This window comes from Pseudoalteromonas sp. NH0006-26, from assembly GCF_057552415.1.
Genome location: NZ_BAAJMJ010000010.1, coordinates 65,937 through 86,259, shown reverse-complemented (window position 1 = coordinate 86,259; position 20,323 = coordinate 65,937). Strand labels below are relative to the sequence as shown.

17 protein-coding genes and 1 riboswitch are annotated in these 20,323 nt (G+C 42.4%); of the genes, 7 read left to right on the top strand and 10 right to left on the bottom strand.

Annotated elements, in window-relative coordinates; translation table 11 throughout:
• Nucleotides 1-46: 46 nt before the first annotated feature.
• From AC27JR_RS14325 to AC27JR_RS14315, 3 genes are all read right to left on the bottom strand, one after another.
• Nucleotides 47-1,252, bottom strand: coding sequence for an aspartate aminotransferase family protein (locus AC27JR_RS14325; protein ID WP_008108435.1), 1,206 nt, complete (start codon nt 1,250-1,252; stop codon nt 47-49).
• A 369-nt stretch (nt 1,253-1,621) separates the two neighbouring features.
• Nucleotides 1,622-2,782, bottom strand: coding sequence for an HDOD domain-containing protein (locus AC27JR_RS14320; protein ID WP_487173964.1), 1,161 nt, complete (start codon nt 2,780-2,782; stop codon nt 1,622-1,624).
• Between the two features lie 44 nt (nt 2,783-2,826).
• Nucleotides 2,827-3,408 (bottom strand): anthranilate synthase component II, encoded by a 582-nt coding sequence (locus AC27JR_RS14315; RefSeq protein ID WP_008108433.1) that lies wholly within the window; start codon nt 3,406-3,408, stop codon nt 2,827-2,829.
• A 241-nt stretch (nt 3,409-3,649) separates the two neighbouring features.
• Here AC27JR_RS14315 and AC27JR_RS14310 point away from each other — a divergent pair, with 241 nt between their 5' ends.
• The 3 genes from AC27JR_RS14310 to glpD all read left to right on the top strand — a co-directional run bounded on the left by AC27JR_RS14310 (nt 3,650) and on the right by glpD (nt 7,063).
• Complete coding sequence (locus AC27JR_RS14310; RefSeq protein WP_372859133.1) at nt 3,650-3,892, top strand: HP1242/YdcH family protein; 243 nt, start codon at nt 3,650-3,652, stop codon at nt 3,890-3,892.
• Nucleotides 3,893-4,060: 168 nt separating this feature from the next.
• On the top strand, nt 4,061-5,566 hold the full coding sequence (glpK, locus tag AC27JR_RS14305) for a glycerol kinase GlpK (protein WP_487173963.1): 1,506 nt from the start codon (nt 4,061-4,063) through the stop codon (nt 5,564-5,566).
• A gap of 6 nt (nt 5,567-5,572) precedes the next feature.
• Nucleotides 5,573-7,063, top strand: a complete 1,491-nt coding sequence (glpD, locus tag AC27JR_RS14300; RefSeq protein ID WP_008468797.1) for a glycerol-3-phosphate dehydrogenase — start codon at nt 5,573-5,575, stop codon at nt 7,061-7,063.
• Nucleotides 7,064-7,346: 283 nt separating this feature from the next.
• Here glpD and AC27JR_RS14295 read toward each other — a convergent pair whose 3' ends face one another.
• A complete protein-coding gene (locus AC27JR_RS14295; protein ID WP_008108428.1) occupies nt 7,347-7,745 on the bottom strand; it encodes an acyl-CoA thioesterase in 399 nt (132 codons plus the stop codon).
• Between the two features lie 30 nt (nt 7,746-7,775).
• Between AC27JR_RS14295 and AC27JR_RS14290 the strand changes: the two genes are divergently transcribed.
• The gene (locus tag AC27JR_RS14290) at nt 7,776-8,480 is read left to right on the top strand and encodes a 2OG-Fe(II) oxygenase (protein WP_076919455.1); all 705 of its coding nucleotides are present in this window, start codon (nt 7,776-7,778) and stop codon (nt 8,478-8,480) included.
• Between the two features lie 71 nt (nt 8,481-8,551).
• Here AC27JR_RS14290 and AC27JR_RS14285 read toward each other — a convergent pair whose 3' ends face one another.
• From AC27JR_RS14285 to AC27JR_RS14260, 6 genes are all read right to left on the bottom strand, one after another.
• The gene (locus AC27JR_RS14285; protein ID WP_487173962.1) at nt 8,552-9,787 is read right to left on the bottom strand and encodes a cysteine desulfurase-like protein; all 1,236 of its coding nucleotides are present in this window, start codon (nt 9,785-9,787) and stop codon (nt 8,552-8,554) included.
• Between the two features lie 10 nt (nt 9,788-9,797).
• Nucleotides 9,798-10,430 carry a 2OG-Fe dioxygenase family protein gene (locus AC27JR_RS14280; RefSeq protein ID WP_008108423.1) on the bottom strand — a complete coding sequence of 211 codons (633 nt, stop codon included), beginning with the start codon at nt 10,428-10,430 and terminating at the stop codon, nt 9,798-9,800.
• A 200-nt stretch (nt 10,431-10,630) separates the two neighbouring features.
• Nucleotides 10,631-13,228, bottom strand: a complete 2,598-nt coding sequence (gene acnB, locus AC27JR_RS14275) for a bifunctional aconitate hydratase 2/2-methylisocitrate dehydratase (RefSeq protein ID WP_487173961.1) — start codon at nt 13,226-13,228, stop codon at nt 10,631-10,633.
• A gap of 253 nt (nt 13,229-13,481) precedes the next feature.
• Nucleotides 13,482-14,540, bottom strand: a complete 1,059-nt coding sequence (locus tag AC27JR_RS14270; protein WP_008468790.1) for an OmpA family protein — start codon at nt 14,538-14,540, stop codon at nt 13,482-13,484.
• 321 nt (nt 14,541-14,861) lie between these two features.
• Nucleotides 14,862-16,274 carry a protein adenylyltransferase SelO gene (locus AC27JR_RS14265; RefSeq protein WP_487173960.1) on the bottom strand — a complete coding sequence of 471 codons (1,413 nt, stop codon included), beginning with the start codon at nt 16,272-16,274 and terminating at the stop codon, nt 14,862-14,864.
• 2 nt (nt 16,275-16,276) lie between these two features.
• A complete protein-coding gene (locus AC27JR_RS14260) occupies nt 16,277-16,981 on the bottom strand; it encodes a DNA-3-methyladenine glycosylase I (protein WP_487173959.1) in 705 nt (234 codons plus the stop codon).
• A 187-nt stretch (nt 16,982-17,168) separates the two neighbouring features.
• Nucleotides 17,169-17,348: riboswitch (Lysine riboswitch) on the top strand.
• A 127-nt stretch (nt 17,349-17,475) separates the two neighbouring features.
• On the opposite strand from AC27JR_RS14260, the gene dapA reads away from it, so the two are divergent.
• From dapA to AC27JR_RS14245, 3 genes are read left to right on the top strand one after another with little or no spacing between them, the layout of a single operon-like run.
• Complete coding sequence (gene dapA, locus AC27JR_RS14255) at nt 17,476-18,360, top strand: 4-hydroxy-tetrahydrodipicolinate synthase (protein ID WP_131690323.1); 885 nt, start codon at nt 17,476-17,478, stop codon at nt 18,358-18,360.
• Nucleotides 18,361-18,375: 15 nt separating this feature from the next.
• The gene (locus AC27JR_RS14250; protein ID WP_008468782.1) at nt 18,376-19,116 is read left to right on the top strand and encodes a 2,3,4,5-tetrahydropyridine-2,6-dicarboxylate N-succinyltransferase; all 741 of its coding nucleotides are present in this window, start codon (nt 18,376-18,378) and stop codon (nt 19,114-19,116) included.
• Nucleotides 19,116-20,321: a PLP-dependent decarboxylase gene (locus AC27JR_RS14245; RefSeq protein ID WP_487173958.1), complete on the top strand. Its 1,206-nt coding sequence runs from the start codon at nt 19,116-19,118 to the stop codon at nt 20,319-20,321. Before AC27JR_RS14250 ends, AC27JR_RS14245 begins: the two co-directional genes overlap by 1 nt.
• The last annotated feature ends 2 nt before the right edge of the window (nt 20,322-20,323 follow it).

Genomic DNA, 20,323 nt, shown 5'->3' with positions numbered 1-20,323 from the left:
CTGCAAGGGCAAACAATGTTTGCCCTTAGAGAAGTTAAATTAGCGATTACGCATTTACAACGTGGGCTACTGCTTTTTCAAAGCGTGCCATACCTTCGCGAATATCAGCTTCTGGTATTACTAAAGATGGAGTAAAACGAACCACATCAGCACCTGCCACAAGTGACATTAAGCCATGCTCAGTACCCGCAACTAAAAACTCTTTAGCGCGTCCTTTGTACTGCTCATTTACTACGGCACCGATTAATAAACCTTGGCCACGAATTTCACTAAATACGTGGTACTTTTCGTTGATCGCATTAAGTAGCTCGGTAAATAACGCCGCTTTTGCTTTAACGCCCGCTAATACTTCTGGATTATTCACAGTATCAAATGCGGCTTCTGCAACAGCACAAGCTAGTGGGTTACCGCCGTAAGTAGAACCATGAGTACCTACTTTAAGGTGCTGTGCAATTTCAGTGGTTGTTAGCATGGCGCCAATTGGGAAACCACCACCGAGTGCTTTTGCTGAGGTTAAAATGTCAGGAACTACGTTTAAACCTTGGTATGCGTAAAGCTCACCTGTACGACCAACACCTGATTGCACTTCATCAAAAATAAGCAGTGCATTGTGCTTAGTACATAAATCACGAACGCCTTGTGCAAATTCGTCAGTTGGCGAGATAATACCGCCTTCACCTTGAATTGGCTCCATCATTACTGCACAGGTATTGTCACTGATCAGTGCTTCAAATGCGGCAAGATCATTGTAGTCACAATGAACAATATCACCAGGCTTAGGACCAAAACCGTCAGAGTAAGCCGCTTGACCGCCTACAGTAACCGTGAAGAATGTACGACCGTGAAAACCTTTGTTAAAAGCAATAATTTGCGATTTTTCTGCGCCAAATTTATCAAGCGCAAAACGACGTGCTAATTTAAGTGCCGCTTCGTTTGCTTCTGCGCCTGAGTTTGCAAAGTAAACTTTTTCTGCAAAGGTCGCATCAACCATTTTTTTAGCTAGACGCAATGCTGGCTCGTTGGTCATTACATTTGATAAATGCCAAATTTTTTCGCCTTGCTCTTTTAATGCACCTACTAATGCAGGATGGCAATGGCCAAGACAGTTAACGGCAATACCACCAGCAAAGTCGATAAACTCTCGTCCTTGTTGATCCCATACACGAGAGCCTTCGCCTCGAACTGGAATTACGCTTGAAGGTGCGTAGTTAGGAACCATTACGTGATCAAATAATTCGCGATTGACTGTCATTTTATTTCCTCTTAATTGTGTGCATCACAAAGCAGTAGAATAGGGGTGTGATTATTGTTAATAACCAAATAGGTGGGCAAAATTAATACGATTATATTTGCCTGAAACTACGTTGTGGTTCAATTTTCAGGCGCTCATTATTTCAGAAATTTGGGGTTATGTCTCTTCAAAAACTTTCATGTACCCCTTTAAAATAAAGGGCTTAAGATATTATTTCATAGATAGTGAATAACTATTTGGCAGCTAAAAATAACGAATGCTTACCTTAGTAAGCGCCTCTACAACGAAAAAGGCATGGCGCTTATAAACCAACAGCACATGAGGAAGTAGAATTAAAGTGAATGAATAGTCGCAAAAAAATTAACAGATTTAATCAATTTGCAGTGCCAAATTAGTAAAATTACCTGTTTGTAAGGTATCTAACTCTTTTTTAGTGAACTGATAATAGCTAAACCAGCTTTGTAATTCATCGTCTTCAATAAGCTGGTGCTCTTTTAAATTTAAGTACTGAGAGTAACAACGCGCTTTTAAAATTACTTGCGCTAATGGCAATAAACTATCGCCCTTTGCTACTCCATTCACTAACTGCTGCATAACACTGTCAAACGGCAAATATTTAAATGACATGCTCTCAATCACCTTAGCGCTAACAAGCAATGATTTTTCATTCAGCAGTGTCGTTAAAAATAGCGGGTCGGGCTTTAACTCCAATAACGCGGTATGTAGGTTTTTGTCACCTTCTTCACGAGCACGCTGTACTTTGCGTTGCCATACCTGATCAAACACTTTTAAATATAAACGTACTAAAGCAATTTGCCCCACATTCAGTAACATGCCCAGGGTAAATGCATGCATGGGGTTTACCCCATTAAGTTGAGCAAGCGTTTGCGCCGCAATGGCACAGGACATGGTGTTGTCTTTTAATCTGCGCTTTAATAGCGGAAATGGTGCTGTGCTGTGTGGCATCCAGTGACGCACACAAAAAGTAGGCACTACCAGTTGTAAGTTATCTAAACCGACGTAGCGTAATGCCAGTGCTGGGGTGTCTACTTTGACTGAGGTACTTTTACTGCGTTGCTTACGATAAAAAGGTAAATTAACTAAGGTAACCAACTCTCGTCCAAGCCAATTTAAGTCGTTAATTAACGGCTCTAAACGACCAACCGATGCCGCACGAGTTGCAAGAATATCAAGTATCGCGGACACATTGTCATCTATGCCAATAGTGTCTTTAATAACAGAGTCTATGTCTTCAAGGCGCTTGGCCATCACGGTCTCAATAACCGTATGTAATTTTTGACTGGTTTTTGCCTGCAACTTTTGATGTGAAGTGCTTTTTTGTTGACGCTTTTGCTGCGCAGCCACTTCGACTTCTAATAAGGTACGATTTTTAACCGGTTTACCATCATTGAGATCTAAGGTATGAATAAAGCCTATTTGCTGGTTGGCAAAACTATGACCCAGTAGCAAATCATGCGCTCGTTGATGTAGCACGTTAACAATACGCTGTTGCTGCAATGTGTCGGTCATAAGCTCTATCTTAGGGAAAAAGTAAATAGCTTGCAGGTATAAGCCTAGAAGCGTGTTAAAAAGTTATCAAGTAAAGCTAAGCCTTGCTCTGTCAAAATTGCTTCAGGATGAAATTGCACGCCTTCGAGCGCGAGCTCGTTATGTAATAATCCCATAATTTCATCACGCTGCCCAGTGTTGCTTTGAGTCCACGCTGTGACTTCTAGTGCTTTAGGCAATGAGTGTGCTTCAACAATTAAAGAATGGTAGCGGCACACTGTCAGCGGGTTAGGTAAACCTTTAAACATACCTTGATGCTGATGATATATTGGCGATGTTTTGCCATGCATCACCTGTTTAGCTCGCACTACTTTCCCGCCGAGTACCTGAGCAATCGTTTGATGCCCTAGGCAAATACCTAATATAGGATAAGTTCCTTTAAATTGCTCCACCACAGATAACGAAACCCCAGCCTCATTAGGGCTTTTAGGGCCTGGAGAAATAACAATGTGATCGGGGTTTAACTGTTTAATTTCGCTCAGTGTTATTTGGTCGTTACGTTTTACCAACACTTCTTGATCTAATCGTTGAAAATACTGTACCAAATTGTAGGTAAACGAATCGTAGTTATCGATCATTAAAAGCATGTAATAGAGTACTCAAAGTAATTAGGAATTGCAGGCATATTCTAACTGAAGGCTTTGCAGGTGTCAGTGTTTTGCAGCCCAGCAAATACAAATAGCCGACTTACAATCAGCAATGGTTGATTTATTTTAAATCAGCCCAAGCTCTATTGTATGAGTAATTGGGCAGTCACAGACTATCTATAAATAAAGTGACCTGCATTATTCAACAGAGTATTAAATACGTATAAGCAAGGAGTAACCTATGTTAGGCGAAGACCATTCATTAACTAAAGACTTTCCTGATTACACGCAAACTATTGCAAAACTCAATGCAAATGATGAAAACTTTGCAACCAAAGCAAAACAATATAATGAAATCGATAAAGAAATTCGGGTACTTGAGCTACAAGACTCACCTATCGATGACGACGCTATGCAGCAGCTAAAGCATGACAGAATGGTATTGAAAGATTGGTTACATCAACAATTAACGGCTGCTAATTAATTGCTATTACTTGGCGTCTATTAAGTAATAGGCGCCAAAATTAAATTTTCATTTCCCCTTTCCTACCCTATGCTAATCATAACTTTAACCATCATGGTGCAAAAGCATTGCTATTTACTTAGCTTAAAGACAAGCTATCTTTATCTAAATTAAACAACGTTATTTTTTATGGCTAAATACTTACTCTCGATTGATCAAGGAACAACAAGCTCTCGGGCTATTTTATATACCCAAGATGCACAGGTGCTAGGGAGCGCTCAACAAACCTTTCCTCAGCATTTTGTAAAAAATGGTTGGGTTGAACACGATCCTGTAGATATTTGGCAAACTGTATTAACCAGCGTTAAAAACCTCTTAGCGCAGCAACGAGTGACTGCCGCCGATATAATTGCCATCGGCATTGCTAATCAGCGAGAGACCACTTTAGTGTGGAATAAAAAAACTGGGCAACCTATTTATAACGCGATTGTGTGGCAAGATCGACGCACCAGTGAATATTGCGATAGTTTACGTCATGCTGGGCATACACAAATGGTGAATGATAAAACCGGTTTAGTACTCGACCCTTACTTTTCTGCAACCAAAATCCGTTGGATTTTAGATAACGTCACCGGCGCCAAAGAGCAAGCACACGCAGGCGAACTGGCCTTTGGCACTGTTGATAGTTACCTACTATGGCAACTCACTAACGGGAAAGCTCATAAAACCGATGCCACCAATGCCTCACGAACTTTACTGTTTAATATTCATCAGCAATGCTGGGATGAAGAGTTGCTGACTTTATTTGATATTCCACTGACTATGTTACCTGAGGTAATGGACTCAGCGGCTGATTTTGGAATGACAAGCAGCGAGTTGTTCGGTGGTGAAGTTCCTATTTGTGGTATTGCTGGCGATCAGCAAGCCGCTTTAATTGGTCAAGCCTGTTTTGAAGAAGGTATGGCAAAAAGTACCTACGGTACGGGCTGCTTTTTAATGCTTAACACTGGTGAAAAAGCGCTTAAGTCAAATAACCGGTTATTAACCACTCTTGCATATCGGCTCAACGGCAAACCCACCTATGCGATTGAAGGCAGCATTTTTATGGCGGGTGCCACCATGCAATGGATAGTAGAAGGCTTAAAGTTATTAGAAAACGCGAGAGAAAGTGAAGCGCTTGTCAAAGATGTTCCCTTAGATCATGGGGTGTTTTTAGTCCCCTCGTTTACCGGCTTAGGTGCTCCCTATTGGGATGCAAATGCAAGAGGTGCTATTTTAGGCCTAACCCGAGACTCAGGCATTAGCACCATTGTGGCAGCCGCCTTACAGTCGGTGGGTTATCAAACCAAAGATTTACAAAAAGCTATGGAGGGTGACGGGCTTCGCCCTAGTATTTTAAGAGTTGATGGTGGCATGGCAAACAATAATTGGGCCATGGCATTTTTAGCTAACATTTTAGGTGCCAGTGTTGAGCGCCCAACCTTAACTGAAACCACTTCATTGGGGGTTGCCTACTTAGCAGGCCTACAAACTGGGGTTTATAAATCAACGGCGCAGCTTGCCAGCATGTGGAAAAGCGATCGTCGCTTTGAACCCACCATGAGCAGTGAAGAGCGCAACGATTTATATGCAAAGTGGCTACATTGCATTGCACAAGTTAGACTTTCTAATAGCACTGACGACAAGAGTGACTAAGAATCTATGAGCGTACACGATAACGAATATGACTTACTCATTATTGGCGGCGGCATTAACGGCGCTGGCATTGCTGCCGATGCCAGTGGTCGTGGCTTAAAAGTACTCTTATGTGAGCAGAACGATTTAGCCTCTGCCACCTCCTCTAATAGCAGCAAACTTATTCATGGCGGGCTTCGCTATTTAGAGAATTATCAATTTAGATTGGTAAGAGAGGCCTTGCGTGAGCGTGAAGTACTGTTAAAAAAAGCACCGCATATTATGTGGCCACTGTCTTTTCGACTGCCGCATCAAACACATTTACGATCGCCATGGATGATTCGTGTGGGGTTATTTATTTACGACCACCTAACCAAGCGTAATACTTTACCTGCTTCAAAGGCGATTGAGTTTAACAGCGATAGCGTTCTTAACAGTAGCATTACCCAAGGCTTTGAATATGCAGACGGCTGGGTTGATGACGCACGTTTAGTGATTTTAAACGCACAAGCAGCGCATAATTTGGGTGCCACCATTGCAACACGCACGCGCTGTATTAAAGCCATCCGTAACGCAGACTATTGGGATGTGATTTTAGAGCAACAAGCCAGCAAACAACACCTAAACATTAAGGCTAAAAGTGTTGTAAATGCTGCAGGCCCTTGGGTAGCATCATTATTTGAAGATGTATTTACCCAGCCCACACCACATACTGTTCGTCTTGTGAAAGGCAGTCATATTGTGGTGCCTCGAATTCATAGCCAGCCAGTTGCCTATATTTTACAAAATGAAGATAACCGTATTGTATTTGTGATTCCTTATGAGCAAGATTACTCACTGATTGGCACCACGGATGAAGAGTACATCGGCGATATTACTGATGTAAAAATTAGTGAGCAAGAAATCGAGTACCTGATCAGTATTACTAATCATTACTTTAAAAAGCCAATAAGCGAAGCGGATATTGTGCACACGTTCAGTGGCGTGCGCCCGCTGTTAGATGACAAATCAACAGATGCCCAAGCGGTCACCCGCGATTACAAACTGATATTAAATAATGAGGCTGATCATGCTCCATTATTAAGTGTGTTTGGTGGTAAAATTACCACTTATAGAAAGCTTGCAGAAAATGCCGTCAATAAGTTAGCGCCTTTTTACCCAAAGATGAGTGGCTCGTGGACGAAAAACCCCCCTTTACCAGGCGGCGACTTTAGTAACCAAGCATACCTTATCGCTCAGTTAGAAAGCAGCTATCCTTGGCTGCCAACCGACACCTTAAAACGTATGGCTCGCAGCTATGGCACGCTTAGTTATCAATTATTGGGTAAAAGCCAAGCAATCGGCGATTTAGGTTATCACTTTGGCCATGGCTTATATGCACAAGAAGTTGATTACTTAGTAAACCATGAATGGGCAAAAAGCAGCGCAGATATACTTTGGCGCAGAACTAAGCTCGGACTGCGTTTTACTGAAAAACAAGTCATTGCCCTGGGGCAATATTTGACTAGGGCCTGTTGATCTTGCGGATTAAAATTTATTCAAACTAGGGGCTATTTAATCGCGGCGCGAGGTTTGTGACCTAGTGGGCTAAGTAAAAACCGAGCAACAAAGAGTCAATAGACCCTAGGCAGAACCCTTTGGGCAGCGCCTATTTGGCATTGATGCTACGTTATCGCCTATTTATGGGGAATAACCACACTACATAGGCTCTGCCTTGCCTAAATACCAAAAAGACTGCTGTAAATTTAACCTTGAAGGGTCAACAGGCCCTTACACCCTGCTTGCCACAGCTAAGCTGCGATTAACTCGTTGCAACAAGGTGCTGTGTTAATGCAGCTTTTTCATCAGCCGAAAGCATTTGCTTTGTTTTGCTGGCAAAGTCATAACGTACCATGACCGTTTTACCAATAGCGCAACACTTATCTTGCTGCCAGGCTTCTTGGCGGATCACAAATGAGCTATTACCAATCTGCTCTATGCTGGTGTTAATTGTCACTTCATGAGCATAAAATAGCTCGCCGACAAACGACACTTCAACCTTAGCAATAATTAACTTCCAGTTGTGAGGATTAAGATCAGGGGTAAAAAATTTAAAAATAGGTACTCGGGCGGCTTCAAACCAAACTGGGAGTACGGTATTGTTGATGTGTCCGAGTGCATCCGTTTCGCTAAAGCGCGGCATCACTTTTTCAGTAAACATAATAATCCATAATAATTAAACAGGTAACTCATGACGGACTTTATTCGCGTGTATGACAACGCGCTCAGCAGTGACTTTTGTGATAACTTTATCACCACCTTTTCTCAAAGCCCGCATATTAAACAAGGGATGACATCGGGCGGCGTTGATCTTAATAAAAAAGATAGCCACGACCTACACTTAAACAATCATCCTGAATACGCAGAACAATTAAAACATATTCAACAAACCACTGCACAGTATGTTTTTAAATACATTGAAGAACATATTTTTATGATGATTGGGGCATTTGGTTTAAAAGTGTATCACCCAAAAACAGGTCAGCCGGTAGATTTGACTCATGCCAATTATGACGAAGTAGGTAAACCACAACTTCCTTTACTGGTGCAGCAAATTTTTAGGCTCGGTAATATTCAAGCACAAAAATATGAGGTCAATAAAGGGGGCTATCCGTATTGGCATAGTGAGGTGTATCCGCAGTTACAGCATAACGAAGCGTTGCATCGGGTGTTGTTATTTATGTTTTATTTAAATGATGTTGAGGAAGGCGGAGAAACCGAGTTTTATTATCAAAATAAAAAAATAGCCCCTAAAAAAGGCTCCATGGTGGTTGCCCCAGGGTATTTCACGCATACACATAGAGGCAATAAGCCAGTATCAAACGATAAGTATATTTTAACCTCATGGGTTTTGTTTAATCGAGCAGAGCAAATTTATGGAACGCCGCAAAGCTAGGTAATCAGCCAATAAAAAAGCCATAAGTAATTTTTACTTATGGCTTTAAAAAGTGTTTAATAAATAAGGATTTAACCTAGAAGCTCATCAAACAAATTAAATAGCGTGTCCATTTCTTCTAGGGTGTTGTAGTGCATGCAACCAATGCGTACTACGCCGCCCTTATCAAGCACACCAAGTTGTTTGCATAAACCTTGGGCGTAAAAATTACCATCCCATACACATACATGTTGTTTGCCCAAAAATTCAGACACTTGGCGAGGCTCTAACCCTTCAAAGGTCAGTGCAAACGTAGGGGTACGCTCACTTAAGCGTGCTAAGTCATCAATACCAAACAATTTAATACGCGGGTAATTAACCAGGCGAATTAAAAAGTATTCACTAAGCGCCATCTCGTGTTGTTTCGTTTTTTCAAACGCAACACGTAGTTTTTCTCGGCGTGAGTGACTGTCATTAAGCTCGCTAATTGCCGCAATGTAATCAACCGCCGCAATAAAGCCCGCTAGTGCTTCAAAACTTTGTGTGCCGGTTTCCCAGCGGCCTGGAGCAACATCTTTTGCTGGCTCTACTTTATAAGGTGTAAACCCTTCTAAATGCGAAGCTTTACCGTAAACCATGCCTAAGTGCGGGCCAAAAAACTTATATGCAGAACACGCTAAAAAGTCACAATCTAACGCTTGCACATCTATTAGTTCATGAGGGGCATAATGCACAGCATCAACATACACCAATGCACCGACATTGTGAGCAAGCTCTATAATGCGTTTAATATCGTTAATAGAGCCTGTGGTATTTGATGCATATGTAACCGCAACCAATTTAGTGTTAGCGTTTAATAAGCTTTCAAAATGCACCATATCTAAACTGCAATCGGCTTCGTTAATAAGCGCAGTGTTAACCACTGCGCCTTTATCTTCAGCTGCTTGCTGCCAAGACGATACATTTGAAAAATGATCTGCATTGGTCACAATAATTTCATCGCCTGCTTGCCAGTCGCGTGAAATCGCGCGACTAAAGCTAAATGTTAGGCTGGTCATGTTCGGGCCAAACACAATGTTTTGTACACTCGGCGCATTTAACAAATCAGCCGCCGCTTGACGCGCATTAGCCATCAGCTCAACCGTTTTGTCACTTGAGAAAAACGCACCGCCCAAGTTTGAATTGTAATGCCCTAAATAAGCGGTCATGGCACTCAGTACCGGCTGGGGTACTTGTGAGCCACCTGGCCCATCTAAAAATACCGGTGACTTGCCATCAACCGTTTGCATTAAAGCGGGAAATTGCGCGCGCAATTGCATTAAATTCATTTTATTTCTCTTAAGCAGTTAGTACAAAACAATCCAGGTAACCTGGTTTATTAGCATCAATCTTGTTCATTGGCGTGGCGTTATGCCATACCTGACGGTCATTAATTAGTGCAAACATACCGTCTTTTATTTCCATTTTAAAACACGGTTCAGCTTGTTGGTTTTCATAAACCAATAGCTCACCACCTTCTAAATTCTCATGAGAAACACCACATACACACACATGATCAAACCCGTCTTGATGCACACCTTCTGGGGCTGCTGGCGTGTCGCTATCAATGGCAAGCATTCTAAATTGGTGAATTTCAATATCACGCTCTGCATCAATACCGGTAATCGCACAAAATTCGCTAACAATACTTTTCATACCCTCAGACTCAAGCAAGCTTTGCTCTAAATTTTCGTAAGTACGTTCAACATTACCTTGAAAGGTATTAATTGAATCGTCTTGCACAAACGCTTTAGTCGCTTGAAGATTAAGCTCACCATTTTGTAGTTTAACTACTGAATAACGGCGTTTGCGAAACGCACCATCTGCATATGGGTTTGCAGGTAAGTTATCAAAAGAAGGCTTAACCAAATCAATGTTGGCTTGGTTAATAAAACGAAGTTGCAGTAAATTCTGGTTGTTTAATGCGGTCATAAAATCCTGCTTATAATAATGATAATATTGGTAGGGATTTTAATGCATATAGAGAGGATTTTTTGCTTTATTAACCATAATAATAACGGCATTTAACGCAAGTTAATACAATCATCGAATAAATTTAGCATTATCTATCTAATATTTAATTTAGCTAATAAAAAACCCGCCGAAGCGGGTTTTTAAACAAACTCTATAAATTATACAGCTTGTTGAATAATTACGTTGTCTGCTTTTTTAGTGTACTGAGGCATACGGTGGAAGTTCAAGTAACGGTAAGTATCTGCTGCCGTTGCATTGATTTTCGCTGCATATTCTTGGTACTCAGCAGGTGTAGGTAATTTACCTAAAATTGCCGCTACTGCTGCCAGCTCTGCTGAAGCTAAGAATACGTTTGCGCCTGTGCCTAAACGGTTAGGGAAGTTACGTGTGGAAGTAGACACAACCGTTGCTTTATCTGCAACACGTGCTTGGTTACCCATACACAATGAACACCCTGGCGTTTCAATACGTGCTCCAACACGACCAAAGATACCGTAGTAACCCTCGTCTGTAAGTTGGTCTTTGTCCATTTTCGTTGGTGGTGCAACCCAAAGCTGTGTTGGGATACGACCTGTAAAACCATCGAGTAATTTACCTGCTGCACGGAAGTGACCAATGTTAGTCATACAAGAACCGATAAATACCTCATCAATTTTCTCACCTGTCACATCAGACAGTAAGCGCGCATCATCTGGGTCATTTGGCGCACACAGTACTGGCTCTTTAATCTCGGCTAAGTCGATTTCAAGCACATGCTTGTACTCTGCATCTTTGTCCGCTTCCATTAGTTCTGGATTAGCTAGCCATTCTTGCATTGCAGTAATGCGGCGTTCAATCGTACGTACATCACCGTAACCTTCAGAAATCATCCACTTAAGCATAACAATGTTAGACTCAAGGTATTCGCTGATCGACTCTTTAGAAAGCTTAACAGTACAACCAGCGGCTGAACGCTCTGCTGATGCATCAGATAATTCAAATGCTTGCTCAACGGTTAAGTGCTCAACCCCTTCAATTTCTAGAATACGGCCAGAGAATTCGTTGATTTTGCCTTTCTTCTCAACCGTTAATAGGCCTTCTTTAATACCGTAGTAAGGGATGGCATGAACGAGGTCACGTAACGTAATACCTGGTTGCATTTCACCTTTAAAGCGAACCAAAATCGATTCAGGCATATCAAGTGGCATAACACCCGTTGCTGCTGCAAATGCGACCGCACCCGAACCCGCAGGAAATGAAATACCTAATGGGAAACGTGTATGTGAATCACCACCGGTACCTACGGTGTCTGGCAATAACATACGGTTCAACCATGAGTGAATTACACCATCACCTGGACGAAGCGATACACCGCCACGGTTCATAATAAAATCAGGAAGTGTATGATGCGTGTTTACGTCAATTGGTTTAGGGTAAGCCGATGTATGACAAAAAGACTGCATAGTTAAATCTGCAGAGAAACCTAAACAGGCTAAATCTTTAAGCTCATCACGTGTCATAGGACCGGTGGTATCTTGCGAGCCAACCGTGGTCATTTTAGGTTCACAATATTGGCCAGGGCGAATACCGGTAACGTTACATGCTTTACCCACCATTTTTTGCGCAAGTGTAAAGCCTTTATCTGATACTTCAGTTACAGCGGGTACTTTAAATACGTCAGTTGCACCTAAACCTAGAGACGTACGTGCTTTGTCTGTAAGGCCGCGACCAATGATCAGTGGAATACGACCACCAGCACGAACCTCATCAAGAATGACCTCTGATTTAAGTGCAAACGTAGAGATCACGTCATCAGTACCGTGGCGCTTAACAACACCTTCATAAGGGTAAATATCTATTTGATCACCCATGTTGAATTCATCAACATTTAATTCGATTGGTAATGCACCCGAGTCTTCCATTGTATTGAAAAAGATAGGCGCAATCTTGTTACCTAAACAGACACCACCTACGCGCTTATTTGGAACAAATGGGATATCAGCACCCATAAACCAAAGCACGGAGTTAGTAGCAGATTTACGTGAAGACCCGGTACCAACAACATCACCTACGTAAGCAAGTGGTAACCCTTTAGTTTTTAATTCTTCAAGTTGAGTGACAGGACCTACTTCACCGTTTTTATCAGGGTTAATACCATCACGTTCTGTTTTAAGCATCGCTAGTGCGTGAAGTGGGATATCAGGGCGTGACCATGCATCTGGAGCGGGTGATAAGTCATCAGTGTTTGTCTCACCAGTGACTTTAAATACAGTAACCGAGATTTTTTCAGCAACAGCTGGCTTATTAGTAAACCATTCTGCGGCAGCCCAAGACTCAATAATTTGTTTGGCGTATGTATTACCTGCTTTTGCTTTTTCTTCTACATCGTAAAACGCATCAAACATTAATAAAGTGTTTGCGAGGCCCTTAACTACGATTGGCGCTAACGCTTCGTCATCAAGTAGGTCAACCATTGGCGCGATATTGTATCCACCAAGCATAGTACCAAGCAATTCAGCTGCTTTTTCTTTAGAGAGAAGTGGAGAGACTGCTTCACCTTTTGCAACTGCCGCTAAAAAACCAGCTTTAATATAGGCTGCATCATCAACACCCGGTGGTACACGGTTGATTAGTAGTTCTAGGACGAATTCTTCTTCGCCTGCCGGTGGAGTTTTAATTAGCTCAATAAGATCAGCCGTTTGCTGAGCATCTAATGGCGCTGGTACGATACCTAACGCGGCACGTTCTTCTACGTGTTTACGATATTCTTGTAGCACAGTATTGCCCTCTTGGTGACGTGAAAGTATTCGGTAGTGTTTACAAAATACACTATAACCCAATACTTATAGTATTCTAACGCTCAATTATAAAGCTTTTATGTATAGATTAAAATCCATCCACCTGGGCAACTAGTTATATCCATTATTAATAATATGAATAGTAGGTTAAGTAAAATCAACTTTCATGAATACCTATTACTGGCATAAAAAAACCCAGCCTAAGCTGGGTTTTTACTCAATTATAAAACTATTAACGTAGTACTTTTACACGTTTAATAGATTTTACTTTTGCTTCAACGCGACGGTTTTCAGCGTGAGCTTCTGCCGTATTTGCTGGATTTTTAAGACGCTCTTCACCTAAACCAGCTGTTGTAATGCGATCTTCTGCAATACCATCAGCAATTAGCTTTTTAGCTACTGCATCAGCACGTTTTTTAGATAACCACTTGTTGTAAGATGCTTTACCTACTTCTGAAGTGTGACCTTCAAGTAATACTGTTGTATCAGGGTGATCGTTCAAGAAAGAAGCCACTGCATCAATATCATTTAAGTATTGATTAGATACAGATGAATCATTGTTAGGGAATGTCACTAACAAGCTTACTGTTACTTCAGTATCTTCATAAAGTGTACAGCCATCGCTATCAACCGCATCTGTCATCGGTGTGTTAGCACATTTATCATCAATATCTGGAATACTGTCTTTGTCAGTGTCTACAGGTGTTACTGGTACTGGAACAATTTCTGGCTCAGGTGCTGGCTCAACCACTGCTACTGGCGCTGATTTTTGGCCAAAGAAGTAGTTAATACCTAATTTTGCGCCAACATCTGTGTAGCCTTTGTCTAAACCTTGGTAAACGCTGGTTTCAGCATTTACAAAGAAGTTGTCTGTAACAAAGTGTCGGTAACCTACACCTGCGTTTACAAACGTGTTGTCATCAACAACATCAATATCTTTCAGACCGAATAAACCGTAAAAAGGACCGCCACCAAAGTGGTAAAGCGCATCGATACCGTAACGTTCGCCGTCAATATCGTTGCGATTGTTCAATACTTTGTCGTGAGCATTGAAGTCTAGATCTGCGTACTCTAAACGCGCGCTCCAGTAATCATTAAAGCGGTAACCTAATTCAGCACCCCAACCTGTTGACTCATTCACGTCAAGGCCAGCTTGCTCACGCATGTTTTTCCATGAAGCATCGTAGTAGTCGCCAAATGCGCCGATGTAAAAACCTTCTTGCTCAGCAGCAAAAGTAGATGCGCTAGTTGCAGCTAACGCAATGGCAATTGTAAGTGATTTTAATTTCATTGTTTTCTTCCCATTTTAACAACTAAAAAATGTAGCTAAACATTGCTAGCTCTTCTAACTTATCTATACAATAGCTTAGCCTTTGTTAATCAATACTTAACGTAGAATATATTTTTAATATCTCAGGATAATTAAACTAGCCCATAAAAGTGTTGATCAACTAATACTAGTCCAAATAGCAAACAATCGCTTTAAACCCCATACGATCACTGGCCTTTGTGGGTATTATGGTATCACCCGTTCATAGTTTGCTCTATGAATGAACATCGCCAGGGTAAAAAATGACCTTTTATGTTCATTCCTAAACACACAAAACCATGCTTAAGTACCACAAAAAGTACGGTAATTCTTATCATCTTTAGGAGCTTCTTTAAATTCACTGGCTTGCCCATGGCTCGCATAAGGGGTTGCTAACACATCAAAAAATCGTGTAAGCATCTCACTTTCACCCTGTGTTATGTACTGAGAAATAATCTCTTCAATAATATGATTACGTGGAATAACACTTGGGTTGGCTTGTCGCATCACTTGATAGCTATGCTCATCTGTGTGTGCCTGCCACTGCTTTACCCACTCACCAAGTGCTGGCGGTATTTTACTCTGACCATTTAACGATTCAGTGAGTGCATCAAAGGTATTGGTGTAATCTAGCTGGTGCTCTTTAAGTAATCCAAGTAACTCCCCCACCAGCTCATTGTGTTGCTCATAAGATGATGCTTTTAGTCCTAACTTTTGTACCCACATGGTGCTAAATTGTTGATTAAATTGGGTCGAAAAGTCTGCAATGATAGGTGTCAGCATTGCTACAGCTTGCTCATCATCGTCACTTATTAGTGCCATTAAACTCTCTGCTAAGCGAGCGCAGTTCCAACTCGCCATGTTTGGCTGATTACCAAATGCGTAACGTCCTTGCTTATCAATAGAGCTAAACACGGTATCAAAATCAAACTGGTTCATCATGGCACATGGGCCGTAATCTATGGTTTCACCACTAATTAAGGTGTTGTCGGTATTCATGACACCATGAATAAATCCCACCCTCATCCAGCTTATGACTAAGTTAACCTGACGACTAATCACCGCCGCTAAAAAATCCAAGTAACGCTGGGCGCCAGTGCTGTTAATTTCAGGGTAATGTCTTTGAATGGCTAAGTCGGCTAATTTTTTTAAACTGGTAACATCGCCTTGGGTGGCTAAATATTGAAACGAACCCACTCGAATATGACTACTCGCGAGTCGCGTTACAATAGCGCCAGGTTGAGGCGGGTTACGATAAACGGTTTCGCCACTACCAACCACGGCTAAACAACGCGTGGTTGGAATACCAAGCGCGTACATTGCTTCGCTCATTACGTACTCGCGAATGGCGGGACCTAATGCACAGCGCCCATCGCCACCACGCGAAAATGGCGTAGCGCCAGCGCCTTTTAACTGCACATCCCAAAGCTGGTTTTTATCATCACTAATCGCGCCAAGTAAATGCGCTCGCCCGTCTCCTAAGCGCGGAGAAAAGTGACCAAACTGATGCCCCGAATACCCAAGTGCAACTGCAGAAACAGCTTGGGGCTCATTACCGCTGAATACACTTGCCCGAGAATCGGCATTCACTTGTATATTAAATTGTTCGGCTAAGGGCTCATTCCATAACAATAATTGTGGCGCTGCCACCTTGGCTGGATGATCGCTAATTGCAAACCCCTCACCAATGTCGGTATACCTTGGCACTAATTTCATGTTTAATCCTGTTGTTGTTGGCTTATACCTATACGGTTGTCGCCGACACCATAAGCGACAATTAAGCTTAGCTCTTGCATACTCAAGCCGCTTTGTTGCTGTAGCTCATTGAAGAATGCCTGCGCTGCAATCAGTGACTTTTTAGTTTGTAAGCCACCGTCTATAATTTTATGGGCACGCAAATAGCTCTCTACATCCCTTGAAAGTAAAAAAGTATCTTTTCCTAAGGCACGCAACGCATAAGGACCGGTATTACCACCAAGCCTCGCACCATGCTTTTTTAAATAGGCCCACAAGCCAATAATATCCTCACTTGGCCAGTTAGCAATAAACTGACTAAAGCTGCCGTGTTGCGCTGCAACCTCGTGGATCATATACGCATTTTCAGTAATGGTTTTTACTTTTTTATAATTGCGTACAATCCGCTCATCACTGGCTTTTTGCTCTAACATGTCTGGTGGCATCATCAATAGTTTTTCAACACTGAAATCCCAAAAAACCTCTCTAAATCCGGCCCATTTACTGTTGATCACCGACCAATAAAAACCACTTTGAAAAACCTTCCGCGTAAATTCTTCTAGCCAATCATCATCACTTAATGTAACGAGTTGCTTTGTTGATAAAGGTTTTGCGAGTAATAATTTAAGCATTTTTTCAGAGCCCTTTCGCTCTACTGCACGCTTATAAATATCGCTAAATTTTTCCATCTGCTTAATACCTTACTTCTGCTATGAGGCTAGTGTACGAGAAAAGCAGCCAATACGTAATAACTGTCAATTGGGATGAATCTATCTGTATTTAGTCACTTGACACCTAGACGGCTAAAGTGGTTTAATCGCCACACTTACCCTATTACATTGTATTTGCTGATTGATTTTTCAATAGCAAGTGCAAAGGGCTGGAAGAGGTGCGTTATTCAGGTAGCGTATGTTAGGAGCGCAAACTCCATTGAGCATACGTGAGGGGAATTAACGCCGAGAGGTAATACTTTTTTGTGAAAGGTTACTTCGGGCGACTAGGTTGAATCCTAGCGACTGTCACCAATAACATATTTGGTGGAGAGCTTCTGGTCTTAGTATAATAAGGCCGTGCGCCTTATTATTTAAGCCCATTCGCTCTTCGAATTATAAATACATTCAAAGAGTCCGGCACCCTAAATACCCGCCAATAACTCGACGAATGCCCTATAAGTTCGTGAGAGATGATCAACAACTTCAATATTAACAATTTCCATTTATGGACTGCACTGATCACCCCATTTGATCAAAATGGCCTAGTTGATTACGCAACCTTAAATACCTTGGTGGCCGAGCAAGAAGCCGCTAACAATGGCATTTTATTACTTGGTAGCACTGGCGAAGGGTTAGCCCTTACCCTAAAAGAGCAGCAAGCCATCGTAGAGCATGTCTGCCAATTACAGCCGAGCGTCCCGCTTATGGTTGCAGTCGGTGGTAGTAACTTAAAGCAGCAGCTTGAATGGGTTAACTACTGCAACCAACTGCCTATTCATGGTTTTTTACTTGGATCACCTTTGTACGCCAAACCAGGCGCACTGGGGCAAACGCATTGGTTTGAAAGCCTGCTAGATGCCAGTTCTCACCCTTGTATGCTTTATAATGTGCCAGGACGTAGCGCGGTTAGCATTCCTATTGCAACCATTGAAAACCTCAAACAACATAAAAATTTATGGGCACTTAAAGAGGCCAGTGGCTGTATTTCTCAATTTGAAGCCTATCGACAAGCAGCGCCTGAATTAGCCATTTTTAGTGGTGACGATGCCCTCATGCCTTATTTTGCCCAAGCAGGTGCAAAAGGTTTAGTGTCGGTTGCAGCCAATGCATGGCCAGTGCAAACTCATGAGTTTGTAAAGCGCAGTTTAAGCGGCCAACACCCTAATCTTTTTGCCCAGTGGTCTAGCGCTATCAATAGCTTATTTTCAGTAGCAAACCCTATCCCAGTCAAAGTGTTAATGCATTTACAAGGGCGTATTAGCAGTCCGCACTTACGTCCACCTTTAACACACCTTGAGCTGACACACACAGATGACATTTCATCGGCAAACAACACCATTTTATCTTGGCATTAAATACAGGTTTTTATAATGAGCTGGTTAGAACTATTAAATAATTTAGAAACGGGCGCAGTTCGCGCAGCAACACAAGACGAAAACGGCCAATGGCACGCTAACGTAGAAGTAAAACAAGGCATTTTAGAGGCGTTTAAAAACGGCACTAACATGGAGTTTCCTGGTGGCTTTGTTGATAAACATAATCTAGCGCCGCAAAGCTTTGAAGCCACAGCTGGCGTTCGCATGGTGCCAGGTGGTTCAAGTGTGCGCCGTGGTGCACATGTTGCCAAAGGCACTATTATTATGCCACCTGCGTACGTAAATATTGGCGCCTTCATTGACGAGGGCACTATGGTAGATAGCCACGCATTGGTTGGCTCATGTGCGCAAGTGGGTAAAAATGTTCATTTGAGCGCTGCGGTACAATTAGGCGGGGTACTTGAGCCTATTGGCGCCAGCCCTGTGGTCATAGAAGACGATGCATTCATCGGTGCAGGCTGTGTGATTGTTGAAGGCGTGGTGGTTAAAAAAGGCGCGGTACTTGCCCCGGGTGTTCGCTTATCTGCAACCATTCCTGTTTTTGACTGCGTTAATGAGCGCCAGCTTGATAAAGGAGAAGCAATCCCTGAATACGCGATTGTGATCCCGGGTTCTCGCCCTGCGTCAAACGACTGGGCACGTGCTCAAGGCTTAAGTATGTCGTGTGCCTTAATTGTTAAATACCGTGACGAGCAAAGTGACGCATCATTACTTCTGGAAGAGGTTTTACGTTAATGACCTTTTTGAGCACGCCCGTTAAAAGCGCTATTGATAAGCTAGCAAGCCAACTTGATACGCCTTTTTTTGTTTATGATCTTGATTCATTGAACACACATTTAACCCGTTTAGTGGCACAAACCGAAGTAAAACTCTGGTATGCAGTTAAAGCGAACCCGTTATCTAGCGTGATCCAACGCTTAGATAACGCTGGTTTTAACTTTGATGTCGCCAGTAAAGGCGAGCTTGAGCAAGTACTTGCCCAAGGAGTTAACAGTGAACGCGTGCTCAACACGGGGCCTGCAAAAAGCCCTAAACAAATTAAGCACTTTATTGCGAGTGGCGTACGTATCTTTGTGGCCGAAAGTCTCAATCAGGTACGTTGGCTCAACGAGCAAGCGATTGCCCAGCAGTGTCAGTTACAGGTTTTGCTGCGTGTTCAATTACGCTGGCCCGAGGGTGATAAAAACCCACTAGGTGGCGACAGCCTCACCCCATTTGGGCTTGGCTGCGATGAATGGCAATCGCTAAATACTAATGACTACACAGCACTGAGCTTTGATGGCCTACATATTTTTCAGTGGGGTAACATGCTCAGCAGCGACAAACTTGCCGATCTGTGGTCGCAAATGATTACACCGTTAAAGCAACTTGCTGAGCATTTAAGTATTAACCTTAATATTCTAGATTTAGGTGGCGGTTTAGGTATTCCTTACACCCTTAATGATCCGACTTTAAGCTGGGATGCATTAATAGCAGCCCTTGCAAAAATTAAACGCGATGCGGGTGTTAAAGAGCTGTGGATGGAACTAGGCCGCTATGCTGTCGGCGAATGCGGCCACTACGCCACACCTGTGGTTGAGCGCAAATTAAACTACGGCCAACAACAGGTGATTATGAGTGGCGGTATTAATCATTTATTGCGCCCAGCGGTCACCAGTCAAGATTTCCCTGCGCGTTTATTACGAGATTCAAACGCAGTAAACCAAGCAATGAGCCTATATGGGCCATTATGTACTGCGCTGGATTGCTTAGGGGAGCACCAATTGCCGGGCGATTTAAATGAACATGACTGGCTGGTGTTTAGTCAATGCGGTGCGTATGGTTTTACCGAAAGCATGCCGTACTTTTTATGTCATGAACTGGCCGGTGAATATGTTATACACCATGGCGAAATCAACTGTATTCGCCAAGCAGAAGATGCAAGCCACTACTTGAGGTAAAA

Coding starts and splice junctions, on each gene's coding strand:
- AC27JR_RS14325 (WP_008108435.1), bottom strand. CDS start 1,252: ATGACAGTCAATCGCGAATTATTTGATCACGTAATGGTTCCTAACTAC.
- AC27JR_RS14320 (WP_487173964.1), bottom strand. CDS start 2,782: ATGACCGACACATTGCAGCAACAGCGTATTGTTAACGTGCTACATCAA.
- AC27JR_RS14315 (WP_008108433.1), bottom strand. CDS start 3,408: ATGCTTTTAATGATCGATAACTACGATTCGTTTACCTACAATTTGGTA.
- AC27JR_RS14310 (WP_372859133.1), top strand. CDS start 3,650: ATGTTAGGCGAAGACCATTCATTAACTAAAGACTTTCCTGATTACACG.
- glpK (WP_487173963.1), top strand. CDS start 4,061: ATGGCTAAATACTTACTCTCGATTGATCAAGGAACAACAAGCTCTCGG.
- glpD (WP_008468797.1), top strand. CDS start 5,573: ATGAGCGTACACGATAACGAATATGACTTACTCATTATTGGCGGCGGC.
- AC27JR_RS14295 (WP_008108428.1), bottom strand. CDS start 7,745: ATGTTTACTGAAAAAGTGATGCCGCGCTTTAGCGAAACGGATGCACTC.
- AC27JR_RS14290 (WP_076919455.1), top strand. CDS start 7,776: ATGACGGACTTTATTCGCGTGTATGACAACGCGCTCAGCAGTGACTTT.
- AC27JR_RS14285 (WP_487173962.1), bottom strand. CDS start 9,787: ATGAATTTAATGCAATTGCGCGCGCAATTTCCCGCTTTAATGCAAACG.
- AC27JR_RS14280 (WP_008108423.1), bottom strand. CDS start 10,430: ATGACCGCATTAAACAACCAGAATTTACTGCAACTTCGTTTTATTAAC.
- AC27JR_RS14270 (WP_008468790.1), bottom strand. CDS start 14,540: ATGAAATTAAAATCACTTACAATTGCCATTGCGTTAGCTGCAACTAGC.
- AC27JR_RS14265 (WP_487173960.1), bottom strand. CDS start 16,274: ATGAAATTAGTGCCAAGGTATACCGACATTGGTGAGGGGTTTGCAATT.
- AC27JR_RS14260 (WP_487173959.1), bottom strand. CDS start 16,981: ATGGAAAAATTTAGCGATATTTATAAGCGTGCAGTAGAGCGAAAGGGC.
- dapA (WP_131690323.1), top strand. CDS start 17,476: ATGATCAACAACTTCAATATTAACAATTTCCATTTATGGACTGCACTG.
- AC27JR_RS14250 (WP_008468782.1), top strand. CDS start 18,376: ATGAGCTGGTTAGAACTATTAAATAATTTAGAAACGGGCGCAGTTCGC.
- AC27JR_RS14245 (WP_487173958.1), top strand. CDS start 19,116: ATGACCTTTTTGAGCACGCCCGTTAAAAGCGCTATTGATAAGCTAGCA.